This window comes from Synergistota bacterium, from assembly GCA_021159885.1.
GTDB lineage: Bacteria > Synergistota > GBS-1 > GBS-1 > GBS-1 > AUK310.
In genome coordinates this window covers 49,854-64,508 of sequence record JAGHDO010000033.1, presented here as the reverse complement: position 1 = coordinate 64,508, position 14,655 = coordinate 49,854, and the positions used below count along the sequence as shown (strand labels likewise).

Sequence of the window (14,655 nt, the reverse complement as noted above, 5' to 3'; positions counted from 1 at the left end):
TTTGTATTTTCTTTTTGGTGATAAGGCTTTTCTGATGATAGCATATATGTTAATATTTTAAAAGGGGTGGTTAATTTGCCGGAGCTCAGGCATGATCCGTTAAAGGGCACGTGGGTTATTATATCCACTGAGAGGGCAAAGCGACCGCATGATTTTTCGGTTCTCTCTGAGGAAAAGAAGGAAGAAGGGGAATGTCCCTTCTGCCCTGGGAATGAGGATAAAACTCCCCCGGAGATCTTTGCCATTCGCGAGGAAGGTACGGAGCCCAATAAACCCGGGTGGAGCGTTAGGGTTATACCCAATAAATATCCTGCTCTTAAGCTTGAGGGTAAGATAGAGAGAGAGGGCATTGGGTTATATGATCGTATGAGCGGTGTGGGAGCACATGAGGTCATTATAGAGTCTCCGGAGCATGGTAAGGGCTTGGGAGATCTCCCGTTGGAACAGATAGTAAAGGTTTTAAGCGTGTATAAACTTAGGTTAAGAGCGCTAAGAGCCGATGAGAGATTTCGATATGTTTTAATTTTCAGGAACTATAGGAGCATAGCGGGTGCTTCACTTTCTCATCCGCATAGCCAGATAATAGCTACGCCTATTACTCCTAAGGTAGTGAAGGAGGAGTTGAGCGTTGCGCGTGCGCACTTTTCCAGAAAGGAACGCTGTATTTTCTGTGATATCCTTCGAGATGAGATGAGATTTGGAGAAAGGATAGTAAAGGTTCGTAAGAATTACGTTCTATTTACGCCTTTTGCTTCATGCTTTCCATTTGAGTGTAGGCTTTACCCCATCAAACATAGCTATGACTTTGCTGAAATTCCCGATGAGGAACTTCCAGATCTTGCTCTTGCTGTTAAAGACATGCTATTAAGGATTAAACTGGCTTTGAATGATCCGCCTTATAATCTCGTTATTCACACCGCTCCCTCGCTTCATCCCCGTCTGGGTAAGCCCGACTATTGGGGAACTATAAGAGAGGATTTTCACTGGCATATAGAGCTTGTCCCCCGTTTAACTATAATGGCTGGCTTTGAGTGGGGAACTGGGTTTTACATAAATCCCACTTCTCCCGAGGAAGCCGCTAAATACCTCAGGGAGGTAGATAACGCTGTGGAGGGGATGTTGCGATGAAAAAGGTTCTTCTCGTTGAGAAAAGCCATCTCGTTCAAGAGATATGTAGAGATATTCTAAAAAAGGAGGGATTTGAGGACATCGATATTGTCTCCTCGAGAAAGGAGCTTGAGGAGAAACTCGAGGAGGGTAAGTATGATATCGTGATTCTGAACTATGTCCTTGAGGATATAGATGGCGTTCAGGAGCTTAAGAGAATCAGGGAAAGGGACAAGCGTATAGGTGTAATAATGCTTACTTCTACTGAAAAGGATGAGGATGAGGTAATGAAGCTTCTTGAGGAGGGGTTGGACGATTATGTAGTTAAGACCCGAGCGGATATCTTAGCTCGCACGCTTAAGGATTCTTTAAGCTCCCTCATAATAAAGCTTGATACTAAGATTTTAGTTATCGAGGATGATCCACTTCAGAGGCAGGTTCTTGAAGATACGCTTAGGAAAATAGGCTTTAGACAGGTTGAGACAGCGGAGGATGGCGAGCGAGGAATGGAGCTTTTCAAGGAAAAAGGATATGATCTCGTTTTTCTTGATTATCTTTTACCCGGGATAAATGGGCTTGAGGTTTTAGAAAAAATAAAAACGGAGCGTGAAGAAACTCATGTCATAATGGTCACCGTAGTAGATGATGAAGTCGTGGCTAAGAAGGCGAAGAAAAAGGGAGCAGGCGATTACATAATAAAGCCGTTTACCATGAAACAGATAGAGGATGTAGCTTTAAAGGTGCTAAGGATCGAGAGGAGCGAGAAAAACGGGGAGAAGAGATTAAAGGAGCTTAAGGGCGAGATATTAAAGGTCATCTTTACTCTCGATAAGAAGCTTGAGTTTATAAAGAAGAGGGCCCAGAGAGTTCTTGAAGATGAGCTTGTTAATGTTGAGATCACTTCTCAAGAGATAATAATGGAGGTAGCAGAGTGCAAAAAGCTAACTAAAAAACTATTGGAGGAGTATCTTCAAGATGTTAGCGCTCATTCTTCGGGAGGATGAGTAAACCGTAGCTTATCTTTCTTTCCTTTCCCGAGTCGGAAGGAAGATTGTATAGCTGGTTGTTAAAACATATACATGTTGAACCTCCCCCATCGAGATTAAGGGCATTTTTAATCTTCATGCTTGCTAAAAGTTCCTTGAGCTCGTGGATGGTTAAACCTTCACTATGATAAGCATTTCTGCCATCAACTATCATAAGAATGAGATCGCCATTGCGAGTTTCACCTATTATCGTGCGGGGGTGCTTTTTCTCAAGGAAACTTTCTTTGAAGTTTTCATCGTAGTTAACGATTTTGTAGTTTTTTATCAAAGTGGGACCGCCTTGAATAAGATAAGTTATTCTTCTCCAGATGGTTTTTTTCTCGGTTGGCATTAGATAAGCATGTATTTCTATCCTTTCTCCCTTTCTTAGACGGGATAAAAGCCCTCCCTTTTCTCCATATCCAGCTATTATAAAACCATCCCTCGGGATGTAATGTTCCCCGCTTTCTCTTACCAGGCTGACCTCCCAATTTCTCACCACAACTTCAACGCCACCTTTCTTGAGATCGACCTTTTCACCGTAAAATGGGGTATAGAGTATAACCTCGTTTCCTATTGGTTTTCTGTTTAATCCATCTATAGGTACAACGATACCCGAGTTGCTTCTTAACTCTCCTTCCCAATCTACCATTCCGAATACGAACTCTCCGTGATCGTTCCAGCCAAAGCATCCACGGTGCGGGAAAGGTTCACTTATAAGTACTCCGTCTATCATGAGAGCTCCTATTGGATCTCCATCCGGAGCGAAAAATCCGCCGTTAATTCCAGCGATAGCTTTCTTTCTTTTGCACATTTCGCTTAGCTTTTCTTTATCCTGAATGTGTGTTCCAGCGAGTTCGGGAATCAGCTTAAGATTTTTAGATCTCAGATTTAGCTTGAGATAGCAAATGTACAAGGGAGGATCCAGCTTTCTTTCCCAGTGAAGCACGAGATCTTTGCTTATTTTTTCTGTCCATTCTATCTTTAAGCCGTTTTTCCTAAGAAAAAGGGCTCTCCTAATGAGCGTTTTAGCCTCGCTTTCGCTTAAGCTTCCTTTGAGCCATTTGAGATTCACCAGCTTCTTATTAATTATTGGGGGTTTGGAAAACATTGCAAGATTAATCGCTCCTCTAAGGAAATACGGGCATTTTTTAATCTGAGGGATGGAAAAAATGTTCTTAAGAAGATTTGCCTCGAAATTTAACCCTAATGATCCTACAAGCAGATAAATAGCTTCTGCTCTCGATATAGGATAATTTCTGGCTCCCTTCAACGCTGATTTCGTTAAAGGGAGATCGAGGTGAAGCTTGGATATAACAAGTAAATCCGTGGTAAAGCGATCCCATGTTATTGGCTTTGCGTATAAACAAGCTGTGGGTGAAAAAAATGCTATAATTATTAAGGTTACTATCAACGCTTTTTTCAAGATGGTTGCCCCCTTTATAGAATCTATTATAGCACCGAAGTATGGGAGGGGATGAGTGTGAAAGCTATTCTTATAGTGGGGAATTCAGTGCTTGAGGAGGATATAAAGGCAGTTTTGGAGGGTGCCGATACAGATGGCTATACTCAGTGGAGCGGAGTGAAAGGTGTTGGTGGAAGTGGTCCTCATCTGGGGACTCCAATATGGCCTTCCTTAAACGAGGCATTTTTCGTTATCGCGGAGGATGAGAAAGCGGAGCGGCTTTTAGAGGCTTTGAGAAAAATGAGGGAGAGAGAAGAGGTGAGAAAAGAGGGGCTTGAGGTTTTCTTTTGGGAAGCTGGGAGGCTTGAATGAAGGGAAAGTATAAGCTTATAGTTTTCGATCTCGATGGGACTCTTTTAACATCAGATAAGATACTCACACCACGGGTGCTTAGGTCCATAGATGATGTTCGAAAGGCAGGGTTAAAGATCACGATATCAACGGGGAGATCCTTTCCCTCGGCGAAGCCTTATTTAGAGCTCCTTGAAATTGAGGGACCTGCCTCTACTCAAAATGGAGCTTTGATATTATCCATTAACCCGAGGGAAATTCACAGGCTTGTGATTTTCCCGCTAAAGAAGCTTAGGGCGATGCTGGAAACTGCTAAGAATCTTGATCTATTTCCGATCTTGTTTGTCCCTTCCTTTAGCGTCCCTTACATCTTTATGGAGGGGAATTATCCACGCGAATCGGTTTTCAGTTTTTATTTTGAAAAGGCTGTAAAGAACGCCGTTTTACTCAAAGATATATTTCACGCTCTTGAGAAATGGCACTCCTTTAATGAGCTTGTAGTGGTTGGAGAGCTTGAGAAAGTTAGAAAGTTTATTAAGACCTTTGGGAGCGATGGTTTGAGCTTTATCATGAACTCCGTTTATAAAGGAGAGGCGTTCCTTGAGGTTTATGGTCCTGGATGCTCCAAAAGAGAATCACTTGAGTTTTTCTCGCGATTTTATAGGATATCTCTTGATCAGATTATATTCGTTGGGGATAATCTTAACGATCTTGATGCTATAATTTCAGCCGGACTTGGAGTAGCGATGGAAAACGCACCTGATGTAGTCAAAGAAAGCGCTGATCTTGTTATTCCCTCTAATGAGAATGAGGGCGTTGCAAGCTTTCTGGAGAAGATAATTGAGGAGAATAAGGTCTCTTAGGAGAAGGCTTTTTATAAAAGCATTGAGGAAGAGAAGGTTAGCTCTCTTTTTGAAAGACTGTAAGATAAAGGGATTGCTTTCACTTTACGGTGCTGAATTAGATGAGCTTGAGAAAACTCAGCAGGATCCATTTTACCATCCAGAGGGCAATGCTTGGATTCACACGCTTCGCTGTGTTGATGTTGCTGAAAGAGGAGGATATAGCTTTTCGATCATTCTTGCTTCTTTCCTGCATGATGTCGGCAAAGCGGTTTTAAGAGAAGATCTTACATATCATTTTCATGAACGGGAGAGCGCTAAAATAGCTCGAAGGTTTTTCTTCAGGTTTCCACTGATTCGTCTCGTGGTTAGGAAGGTGATTTCTCTCGTTATAAATCACATGAAGTTCCATCATCCCCTAAGCGAGAGGACCCTACGTAAGCTTGTAAGAACTTATCCTTACCTCGATGATTTAATTTCATTAACCGAGGTGGATTTAAAAGGAAGCTGTGGTTATTCCGAGACCTTTCTCGATAATAGGAAGAAGCTACTTTTGATTAAAAAGAAACTAAGAGAGGAGGAGGAAAAACCTCCTCCTCTCTTAAGTGGTGATGATATAATGAGGATTCTTCGTATTCCTCCTGGCAAAAGAGTTGGAAAACTCAAGAGTCTTGTGTATGAGGCTCAGCTTAGAGGCTATATAGCGACTAAGGAGGAAGCTGTAAGGTTTTTAAGGAAAATTACTGAGTAGATCCACCGGATTTAACTATTTCTATTGGAGTTATAACCGCAACCTTTTTCGCTGGATTGTTCATGTCCTTAAGGGTGGTTATTATCTTATATTTGCCTGGTTTTATTCCAGTGAAGGAGTATCTCAGAAACAGGAAAAATTCTGTGTTAAAATCTCTCGATTTCATGCTCCATCTTCCGAAGTTTTTCTTCTCATATAGATGATTTCCATCCTGGTCAAGAATGGCAAAGTCTGCTATTAAGCCGAAGTTATAGATGTCTCCCTTCTTAATTACGGTGTATCCCATGGGTTCAACATAGATATATATAGGATCTCCTTCTGCAAACTTGTTATTCTTCCTTTCAGTGTATATTCCTACTCCTTGAGGTTCATCTTCAACCAGTAGGGACTTTTTCAAAAGCAAGGGGGATTTATTCCATAGTGAAAGATAGAGTTCCCTTGCTTTAATCAACGCGTTTTTGTAGTCCTTCTTTGCTATGAGCTGTTTTACCTTGTCTGCCAGAGCAAGCGGATTGTCTTTCTTCTCTGCGCTCTGGGCAAGCGCCATGCTTATGGGGATAAATAACCATACTGCTAAAATTACCGCTATGATCCACTTCTTTTTCAATTCTCACTCCTCCTCTCTTTCTATCTCGTATTCTATATCTACGGTTCCCTTGAGCGTTGCGAGAACCGAGCAATACTTTTCCATGGATAGCTCAACAGCTCGCTTTAGCTTTTCGAGAGGGAGATCCATTCCCTTGAATATATATATCAGCTTCATTCGAGTATAGGCTTTGGGATAGTCTTCCCTTCTTCCAGCTTCTATCTTGATCTTTAGTCCCTTAAGATCGATTCTCATCTTGCTGAGGATGTTTACCACGTCCATGCCAGAGCAACCTCCCGCTGCTATGGGAAGAAGCTCAATAGGCCTTATTCCCTTCTCATCTCCCCCATGCTCGATAGAGGCATCCATAAGCACTTCGTGCCCGGAAGGTCCCCTCCCCTTAAAAGCCATTTTGCCAAGCCAATCAACTTCTAAAATCATTACATTCACCTCCCTGCCTAATTATATCAAAACGGCTCAAAGATGGTATAATATGAGGAAACAAATATCGGAAGGGAGGAGGTAAGTAGATATGAGAAAGTTAAGCAAGGTAGTCAGTCTGGTGGTCTTAGTCAGCTTGATCTTTCTCGCGTTTGGAGGAGTAGTATGGGCTAACGCTATGAAAAAGGATGTGCTAAGGGTTGGTACTGAAAGCACCTATCCCCCATTTGAGTTTAGGGATAAGAACAATAAGCTTGTAGGATTCGATATCGATCTTATGGAAGCCATCGCTAAAAGGATAGGCAAGAAGATCAAATGGGTCGACATGCCGTTTGATTCTCTCATCCCCGCGCTTCTCGCAGGTAAGATAGACGTGATAGCAGCTGGTATGTCTGCTACCAAGGAGAGGGCAAAGAGAGTTGCTTTTTCTATTCCTTACTATATAAGCCTTAGCTCGTTTTTGGTAAGGGCAGACGATAATTCTATAAAGAGCCTTAAAGATCTTGAGGGAAAAACCATAGCTGTTCAGCTCGGAACGGTTCAGGATACCTTCTGTTCATCCATACCCGGCGTTAAGATGAAGAGGTTTCAGAAATTCGATGATTGTGTTAGAGAGGTAGTTCTCGGTAGAGCCGATGCAACTCTTATGGATAAAGTTGTAGCTCTCAAATACTGTAAGAGCAAGGATTTTAAGGGAAAGGTGAAGATAGCCTTCGATCAGGTCATTACAGAGGCAGGTAAGGCTCTTGCTGTAAGAAAGGAGGATAAAGAGCTTCTCAAAGCTATCAATAAGGCTATAGAGGATATGAAGAAAAGCGGGGAACTTCAAGATTTGCTTGATAAGTGGTTTAAACAGTGAGTTTTAAAGGGGGAGGAGCCTCCCCCTTTTTTTATTTTTATAGCGCTTTAACCATTCTTTCTAAAGCTTTCCTAAGCTCCTCTTCTGATCGAGTTAGGGCTATTCTAAGATGCCCCTTTCCATCTGGTCCAAAGAACGGGAATCCTGGAACGGTTAAAACTCCTGCTTTTCTTATAAACTTTGTAGCTCTTTCCTTGTCTGTTATTTCATTTCCAAAGAATGGGAAAAGGAAAAAGCCCCCCTCCGGTTTAGCAAAGTTCAGGCCGCCTTTCTTAAGAGTTTGGTAAGCTGTATTTCGTCTCCTTTTGAACTCTTCTCTGAGCCTGGGAAGATACGGGTTTCCTTTCTTAAAGGCGTTTAAAACTCCGTACTGGGTTATAGAATTGGCACAGAAGCTAAAAGTGGATACCGCCTTCTTTGCTCCATGCGCGATTTCCTTAGGTGCTGCGATGAAACCGATTCGTAAACCTGTTATGCAATAGCATTTTGAAAAGGAACCTATAAGAACGGTTCTTTTCTTTCCTCCCTTGAGTTCTACAGGTAGGGGTATCTTCCCCTCATCAGTCAAAGCTTCATACGCTATATCCACTAAAATTATAAGATCGTTTTTCTCAGAAAAATGAAGAATTTTTTCAAAATCTTCGTGTTTTAAAACTGCTCCTGTCGGGTTATTTGGAGAGCATAGAAGTATAACCTTAGCATCCCTGGGAAGGTTGTTTAAGTTCGGCTCTATTGGAAATCCTTTATCGTATGTCTTAAAAGGGAAAGTTTTAGCTCTCAAAAGGTTTAAGGCTCTCAGATGTCCAGGATACCAGGGTGATTGGAGTATGGCTTTGTCTCCCTCGTTTAATAATGCTATGAGGCTTGCAAATATGGCTCCTGCTCCTCCAGGGGTGATTATTATCTCGTCCGGTGTATAGCTTACGCCATAGCGATGCTTTAGGTCCTCTGCTATAGCTTCTCTCAGCTCGAGGATTCCCTCGTCAGGGGTATACTTTGTTAGATCCCTCTCGAGAGCTCCTGAAATTCCTTCCTTAACACAGGGATCTGGTGGGAGATCTGGATCTCCCACGGTTAGATCAGTAGTCTCGGGGGTTGCTTCCATAGCAACTTCTAAAATGGAATGCGTTTCAAGCTCATTTATTCTTTTAGAAAGCAATTCTTTTATCTTACCTGCCACCTCCTTTCTACGTGCCTTACAAGCGTGCTAACCACGGTGGTTAAGGCGAGATATATTAAAGCTACCGTTATGAAAACTTCAAAAGAGGCAAAAGTTACGCTTCTAACTTGCTGTCCAACCATGGTGAGTTCCGTTATGGCAAGGGTTGACAGAAGAGCGGATTGCTTTACGAGCGTTACAAACTCATTTCCGAGTGCAGGAAGCATATTTCTTATGGCTTGAGGTAGAACTATATACCACATAGTTTGGAAGTAGCTTAATCCCAAGACCTTTGCTGCTTCAAGCTGTCCTTTAGGAACCGCTTCTATTCCTCCACGAACGATTTCAGCTACATATCCTCCGCTATTGATTCCCAAGCCTATAACGCCTGCTGGGAATGCCTCAAGCTCAATACCGAGGGATGGAAGTCCAAAGTAGATCAAAAAGAGCTGAACTAAAAGAGGTGTTCCCCTTATTACGTATACATATAGCCATGCTATGAAGTTTATGGGCTTAAGGGGTATAACTCGTCCTATGCCTACGATCGTTCCTATCGCAAGTCCAATGAGGATTGCCATTACGCTTGCCTCTATGGTTACCTTTGTACCCTTGAGAAACATCGGCAGATAGGGAATAACTATGGAAAAATCTAACTTCACTCCACATCCTCCTTGATCAAGGATTTTCCGAAATGGGGTAAGAGCCTGCTTAGGAAGGCTCTGGTTCTGGGATTCGATGGGTGGATGAATATGTGTTCTGGTGATCCTTCTTCTACTATAACGCCATCTGCCATAAAGATCACGCGATTAGAAATTTCCTTGGCAAAGAGCATTTCATGAGTTACTATTATCATGGTCATCCCTTCTTTAGCGAGCTTGGCTATAACATCAAGAACCTCTCCAACGAGCTCTGGATCAAGAGCAGATGTTGGCTCATCAAATAGCATTATATCGGGTTGCATTGCCAAGGCTCTTGCAATAGCCACTCTCTGTTGTTGACCTCCAGATAGCTGTGAAGGGCGGTGATCTATCTTATCACCGAGTCCCACTCGTTCAAGGAGATCCTTAGCAAGTCTTTCAGCCTCACTTCTTTTCATACCCTTAACCTTCATAGGAGCTAAGATGACGTTCTCCAGTGCCGTCATGTGTGGAAATAGATTAAAGCTTTGAAAAATCATGCCTATCTTAGTTGCGAGATGCCTATGGCTGAACTTACCTAGCGTGAGCTTCTCCCCATTTATATATATTTCTCCCGCGTCTATTTTTTCCAATCCGCAAAGGCATCTTAGCAAGGTGCTTTTCCCCGACCCGCTTGGTCCTATAATTGAGAGAACCTCGCCCTTTCTCACAGAGAGACTTATTCCTCTGAGAACCTGTAGCTTTCCAAAGCCTTTATATATTCCTATTGCCCTCAGCGCTTCCATCTTTCCTTAAACATTAAGGTGATAAGTAAAATTATTCCGTATATAGAGGACATCTTTATCGGTAAAAGAAGCAAAACAGCAGCGATTATAAATAAAGTTCTTTCCCATAAAGGAATTTCTTTCCAGAGATAGCCAGAAGCTCCTATAGCAAGAGCCCATACTCCTATAATACACTCTCCTATCGATTTAAGGAAGGGGAGAAGAGAAATATTTTGAGCCAATAGCATGGGATTGAACGTGTATATAAACGGAATAATGAATCCCGCAAGAGTTAATCTCAGGGCGGCTAAAGCAGTTTTTGCGGGTTCAGAGCCTGCTATTCCCGCTGCCGTATATGAAGCAAGGGCTACTGGGGGAGTTACATTGGACAAGGCCCCGAAATAGAAAACGAAGAAGTGAGCTGCTAACGGCAGGAACTTCAGCTTTATTAAAGCTGGTGCTGCAACTGTAGCTACCACTATATAAAGTGCTGTTGAGGGTAACCCCATGCTCAAGATTATTGCCGTTGCCATAACCATGAAAAGGGAAATGAGAGGTATGCCACCGGAAAGCTCTATAAGGTGATACGCTATTACGGAGCCTATACCTGTAACTGCTGCGACTCCTACGATTATTCCACAAGCTGCACAAGCGATTCCCACCTGTATAGCTGAATATGCGCCTCGCTCAAGGGCTCTTAAGAGTTTTCTGGGGGTAAACATTGTTTCCTTTCTCAGGAAACTCACAAGTACAGTGGTTATAATTCCTGCGAAACCTGCCATTAGAGGAGTTCTTCCTGTGAGTAGATAATATATTATAACTATAAGCGGAGCTATCATCTGGCCTCTCTTTAAAAGAACCTCTCTAAGTGATGGGAGTTCCTCTTTCGGTAAGCCTTTGAGCCCAAGCTTTTTCGCTTCGAGGTATATGTTAGCTGCTATCGCCAGGTAGTATAAGAATGCGGGAATAAGACCCGCTATCATTATTTGAACATAGGATATCTGAAGAAATGAAGCCATGACAAACGCAGCAGCTCCCATTATAGGAGGCATGATTTGCCCTCCCGTTGAGGAGGCGGCTTCAACTGCGCCTGCAAAATATGGTCTATAGCCGACTCTCTTCATTAGAGGAATTGTAAAACTTCCTGTCGTTGCTACGTTTGCCACCGCACTTCCGCTTAGGGTTCCCATAAGAGCGCTTGCTATCACTGCGACGAAGGCGGGACCTCCACGCTTTGATCCCGCTATGGCTAAGGCTAGATCGTTAAAGAAGTCTGCTGCGCCTCCGGCTTCGAGAAAAGCGCTAAAGAGAATGAACAAATATATAAAGGTAGATGATACTGACAGTGTTATCCCAAAAATTCCCTCAGATGTTAGATACATTCTGTAAAGCACTCTCGTCCAGTGAACGCCTGGTTGCTGGAAAAGCCCTGGAAAAATATAACCGTATCTCACATAAAACAGAAAGAAGAGAACCAATCCCGTGAAAACCCATCCTACGCTTCTTCTTGCTGCTTCAATCAGTAGAACGATGCATATTACAGCGAATATATAGTCTCTTGTTATAGCTATTCCCATTCTGTTAAAGAGATCGTCGTAAAAGAAGAGGATATAAAGTCCCGTTGATAAGCCAAGGGCGGCTAATATTATGTCCAGCTTGCTGGGCTTTTGAGTATCTGACCTTTTCGTCGCAGGGTGGAGTAGGAATACCAGCATAAAAAGAAAAGCTAAATGAATAGCGTTTCTCTTTATATCAAGCATTATTCCAAAGCTGTTTACCCACAGCTCAAATACTGAAAAAGATATTGCTATTAAGGCTACGATGGTTTTGTATTTGCCCTCGAGCTCTCTTCTCATGGTTTATCTCCTCCAATCCTTAAAGGGAATTTAAAAGAGGACGGGTATATTATAACCCGTCCTCTTTTAAAAAGCGAAGGTGCTTTTAAGATTTTAGGGGCTATTTCTTCAGCTCTGGTGGAACGAGATAATCAGGTATCTTCAAGCCCTTCTCTTTGTAGTACTTGTAAGCCCCGGGGTGAAGGGGAACCGTTAAACCGCTAAGAGCATTCTCAAGCTTGAGGAACTTACAAGCTTTATGTACCTTGAGCATATAATCAAGGTTTTCCCACAGGGTCTTGGTAAGCTTATAAACGACATCTGCGGGAACGTCCTTTCTGGCGGCGAGCCAGTTCGGCTGAGCGGCTGTTCTTATCGGCTCTTTCTGATTTGGATAGGTTCCTGGCTCTATGATATAGCGGAAATAGAACGGAAGAAGCTTCTGAATCTTCTTTAACTGTTCATCTGAGAATTCAAGAACTTTGATTTTAACGCCGCCGGGAGCTGCGAAAAGCTGGGTTACGGCAGATACGGGTGGCCCACCAACTATGGAAGCGCCATCAAGCCTTCCATCCAGTATAGCTCTTGCTGCTTCGTTGTATCTCACGAACTCGGGTTTAATGTCTTTTAAGGTTAAGCCAAGGGCTTTCATTATGTATGTGGTAGACATGAGGGTTCCGCTTCCCGTTGCTCCTGGACAGAAGTGTGTTCCCTTTATGTCAATTACGGTTCCGGTCTTAACCTTGCTCTTTACGAGAATGAAGTGCTCAACATTGGGCCATAGGGCAGTTATGGATCTTAGCTCCTTGTAGGGATGTCCCTTGAACATGCCTTTCCCTTCCCACGCGAGAACTTGCGCCAATCCCTGCATGATTCCAAGCTCTGCCTCGTGCTTCCTCATTATATCGACATTTTCGACCCATCCGGCGGAAGACATCGCCCTTGCTTTGATGCCCTGGCTTGCAAGCTTTTCAGTCCAGAGCGTAGCCATTCCGACTCCTACAGGATAGTAAGTTCCACCTGTCGTAGCGGTGGTAATCCTTATGAACGTTACGGCTCCCGCTACGCTACATATACCAATGATCAGAGCTACAGTAACTATAAGCCACCCCCACTTCCGCATACCGCGACCACCTCCTGGTTAGATTTAGTATACTTAGTATACCTTTATAACCTGATTATATCAGAAAAGGTTTCTTAAGTTAAGTCCCAAATGCACGAGCAGCTTGAAAAAAGGGGGGTGGTCTGTTATAATTTGGGAGCAGTTAATAACACCTGCTATTATGAGGTGCTTTTAGGTTGAAGAAAACATCTGCAGGTCTTTTAAGAAGAACGAGAAAAATTGAGAGGGAAAAAAGCCTGAAAAGGTTGATATCGGAGAATCCTCTTCTTACTGATGAGGAACTTGCAGAGAGGCTTAATGTCAGTGTTTCCACGATAAGGCTGGATAGAGCGAGGTTGGGCATTCCCGAGGTTAGAGAGCGTATGAGAAAAATGGCTGAGGAAGCGCGTTATAGACTTAGGTCTATAACTCCTGATGAGATGATGGGAGAGCTTGTCGAGCTTGAGATAAATGAGAGAGGAATCTCTGTCCTTGAGACGACAAAAGGGATGGCTTTTAAGAATAGCGATATTATAAGGGAAAGCTATACTTTCGCTCAGGCAAGCTCTCTTGCTATCGCTTTAATAGGTTCTGAGGAAGTACTTATAGGCAGAGCGCGAGTGAGCTTTAAATCTCCTGTAAGAGTCGGAGATAGGATAGTAGCACGGGGTAGAGTGGCTAAGAGAAAGGGAAATAAATTTTTGATATCAGTTCATTCATTTGTGGATGATAGAGAGGTATTTGTGGGACACTTTATAGTTGTTTCCCTTAAAAGGGGGGGAGTTAAATAATGAGAATAGCTCTTGATGCTATGGGTGGAGATTATGCTCCTGAGGAGATCATAAAGGGGGCTTTTATGGCATTAAGGGAGTTAAACGAAAACATAATTCTCATTGGAAATGAGTCCTCTATAAGAGAAGCGATGAAAAGGATGGATTTATCTTTAGAGGAAGGAATTGAGATATACCATGCTCCGGAGAGCGTGGGAATGGGAGAATCTCCGGTAGATGCCATACGGAAGAAAAAGCGATCGTCAATATGGGAGGCGATGAGGCTTCTTAAAGGTAGGGAGATCGATGCTTTCGTTTCCGCAGGTAATACTGGCGCTATCGTAGCGGCTTCCCTGCTTGGCGTTGGAAGGCTTAAGGGAATAGATCGTCCCGCGTTAGGAGTGGCTATCCCCACGCTTGAGGGAAGAACTCTCCTTATAGATGTAGGAGCTACGATAGGCTGTAAGCCTAAGAATCTTTATCAATTTGCTTTAATGGGAAGCGTGTATATGTCTGTGATCCTCAATATAGAGAATCCGAGGGTTGGGCTTCTAACGGTTGGGGAAGAAAGGGGAAAGGGAGACGAGATAATAAAGGAAGCCTATGAAATTCTTGCTTCTTCACCTCAGGTCAATTTTATCGGAAACGTGGAAGGAAAAGATATCCCTTTTGGGGTAGCTGATGTAGTGGTATGCGATGGTTTTGTTGGAAACGTGATGCTCAAATTTATAGAAGGCGTGGCTGAAGCGGTTTTTAAGCTTCTTCATGAGGAGATAAGTAAGAGGCTCCTTCCGCGAGTTGGGATTTTGTTTATGCTTCCCATGCTTAAGGAACTGTGGCAGAAGTTTGATTATGAAGCTTATGGAGGAACACCCCTTCTGGGTATAGATGGGGTTATTATAGTTGCTCACGGAAGGTCTAGGGCAAGAGCCATATTTAATGCGGTGAAAGTTGCAAGGGAATTTGTCTTGCAGGAAGGACTTGACAGGATAAAGAAAAAGCTTAAAGGTGGTGATTAGC

16 protein-coding genes are annotated in these 14,655 nt (G+C 43.0%); 8 read left to right on the top strand and 8 right to left on the bottom strand.

Translation table 11 applies throughout. From position 1 onward, the window contains the following. Positions 1 to 75: 75 nt before the first annotated feature. Positions 76 to 1,128, top strand: coding sequence for a galactose-1-phosphate uridylyltransferase (gene galT, locus J7M13_03350; GenBank protein MCD6363022.1), 1,053 nt, complete (start codon positions 76 to 78; stop codon positions 1,126 to 1,128). Next, positions 1,125 to 2,111 carry a response regulator gene (locus J7M13_03345; protein MCD6363021.1) on the top strand — a complete coding sequence of 329 codons (987 nt, stop codon included), beginning with the start codon at positions 1,125 to 1,127 and terminating at the stop codon, positions 2,109 to 2,111. The genes galT and J7M13_03345 overlap by 4 nt, the downstream gene beginning before the upstream one ends. Here the strand turns inward: J7M13_03345 and J7M13_03340 are convergent. Further along, positions 2,086 to 3,558, bottom strand: coding sequence for a phosphodiester glycosidase family protein (locus J7M13_03340; protein ID MCD6363020.1), 1,473 nt, complete (start codon positions 3,556 to 3,558; stop codon positions 2,086 to 2,088). The two genes, J7M13_03345 and J7M13_03340, sit on opposite strands and share 26 nt — an antisense overlap. Before the next feature lie 57 nt (positions 3,559 to 3,615). On the opposite strand from J7M13_03340, the gene J7M13_03335 reads away from it, so the two are divergent. The 3 genes from J7M13_03335 to J7M13_03325 are packed head-to-tail and all read left to right on the top strand — an operon-like array spanning position 3,616 to position 5,481. Continuing rightward, complete coding sequence (locus tag J7M13_03335) at positions 3,616 to 3,909, top strand: hypothetical protein (protein ID MCD6363019.1); 294 nt, start codon at positions 3,616 to 3,618, stop codon at positions 3,907 to 3,909. After that, positions 3,906 to 4,751, top strand: a complete 846-nt coding sequence (locus J7M13_03330; GenBank protein ID MCD6363018.1) for a Cof-type HAD-IIB family hydrolase — start codon at positions 3,906 to 3,908, stop codon at positions 4,749 to 4,751. The genes J7M13_03335 and J7M13_03330 overlap by 4 nt, the downstream gene beginning before the upstream one ends. A gap of 49 nt (positions 4,752 to 4,800) precedes the next feature. Next, complete coding sequence (locus J7M13_03325; GenBank protein MCD6363017.1) at positions 4,801 to 5,481, top strand: HD domain-containing protein; 681 nt, start codon at positions 4,801 to 4,803, stop codon at positions 5,479 to 5,481. Here the strand turns inward: J7M13_03325 and J7M13_03320 are convergent. Together J7M13_03320 and J7M13_03315 are read right to left on the bottom strand one after the other, a co-directional pair. Beyond that, positions 5,471 to 6,088 carry a hypothetical protein gene (locus J7M13_03320; protein ID MCD6363016.1) on the bottom strand — a complete coding sequence of 206 codons (618 nt, stop codon included), beginning with the start codon at positions 6,086 to 6,088 and terminating at the stop codon, positions 5,471 to 5,473. The two genes, J7M13_03325 and J7M13_03320, sit on opposite strands and share 11 nt — an antisense overlap. A gap of 3 nt (positions 6,089 to 6,091) precedes the next feature. Beyond that, on the bottom strand, positions 6,092 to 6,508 hold the full coding sequence (locus tag J7M13_03315) for an OsmC family protein (GenBank protein MCD6363015.1): 417 nt from the start codon (positions 6,506 to 6,508) through the stop codon (positions 6,092 to 6,094). A gap of 91 nt (positions 6,509 to 6,599) precedes the next feature. Between J7M13_03315 and J7M13_03310 the strand changes: the two genes are divergently transcribed. Then, a complete protein-coding gene (locus J7M13_03310; protein ID MCD6363014.1) occupies positions 6,600 to 7,367 on the top strand; it encodes a transporter substrate-binding domain-containing protein in 768 nt (255 codons plus the stop codon). Positions 7,368 to 7,404: 37 nt separating this feature from the next. On the opposite strand, the gene J7M13_03305 is transcribed toward J7M13_03310, so the two are convergent. The 5 genes from J7M13_03305 to J7M13_03285 all read right to left on the bottom strand — a co-directional run bounded on the left by J7M13_03305 (position 7,405) and on the right by J7M13_03285 (position 12,886). Beyond that, complete coding sequence (locus tag J7M13_03305) at positions 7,405 to 8,547, bottom strand: pyridoxal phosphate-dependent aminotransferase (protein MCD6363013.1); 1,143 nt, start codon at positions 8,545 to 8,547, stop codon at positions 7,405 to 7,407. Then, positions 8,532 to 9,185 (bottom strand): amino acid ABC transporter permease, encoded by a 654-nt coding sequence (locus tag J7M13_03300; GenBank protein ID MCD6363012.1) that lies wholly within the window; start codon positions 9,183 to 9,185, stop codon positions 8,532 to 8,534. The genes J7M13_03305 and J7M13_03300 overlap by 16 nt, the downstream gene beginning before the upstream one ends. Next, positions 9,182 to 9,949 carry an amino acid ABC transporter ATP-binding protein gene (locus J7M13_03295; GenBank protein MCD6363011.1) on the bottom strand — a complete coding sequence of 256 codons (768 nt, stop codon included), beginning with the start codon at positions 9,947 to 9,949 and terminating at the stop codon, positions 9,182 to 9,184. Before J7M13_03295 ends, J7M13_03300 begins: the two co-directional genes overlap by 4 nt. Next, complete coding sequence (locus J7M13_03290) at positions 9,937 to 11,784, bottom strand: TRAP transporter permease (GenBank protein MCD6363010.1); 1,848 nt, start codon at positions 11,782 to 11,784, stop codon at positions 9,937 to 9,939. Before J7M13_03290 ends, J7M13_03295 begins: the two co-directional genes overlap by 13 nt. A 100-nt stretch (positions 11,785 to 11,884) precedes the next feature. Next, a complete protein-coding gene (locus J7M13_03285; GenBank protein MCD6363009.1) occupies positions 11,885 to 12,886 on the bottom strand; it encodes a TAXI family TRAP transporter solute-binding subunit in 1,002 nt (333 codons plus the stop codon). Between the two features lie 176 nt (positions 12,887 to 13,062). Between J7M13_03285 and fapR the strand changes: the two genes are divergently transcribed. Beyond that, complete coding sequence (gene fapR / locus J7M13_03280) at positions 13,063 to 13,656, top strand: transcription factor FapR (protein ID MCD6363008.1); 594 nt, start codon at positions 13,063 to 13,065, stop codon at positions 13,654 to 13,656. Further along, positions 13,656 to 14,654 carry a phosphate acyltransferase PlsX gene (gene plsX, locus J7M13_03275; GenBank protein MCD6363007.1) on the top strand — a complete coding sequence of 333 codons (999 nt, stop codon included), beginning with the start codon at positions 13,656 to 13,658 and terminating at the stop codon, positions 14,652 to 14,654. The genes fapR and plsX overlap by 1 nt, the downstream gene beginning before the upstream one ends. Position 14,655: the final 1 nt, after the last annotated feature.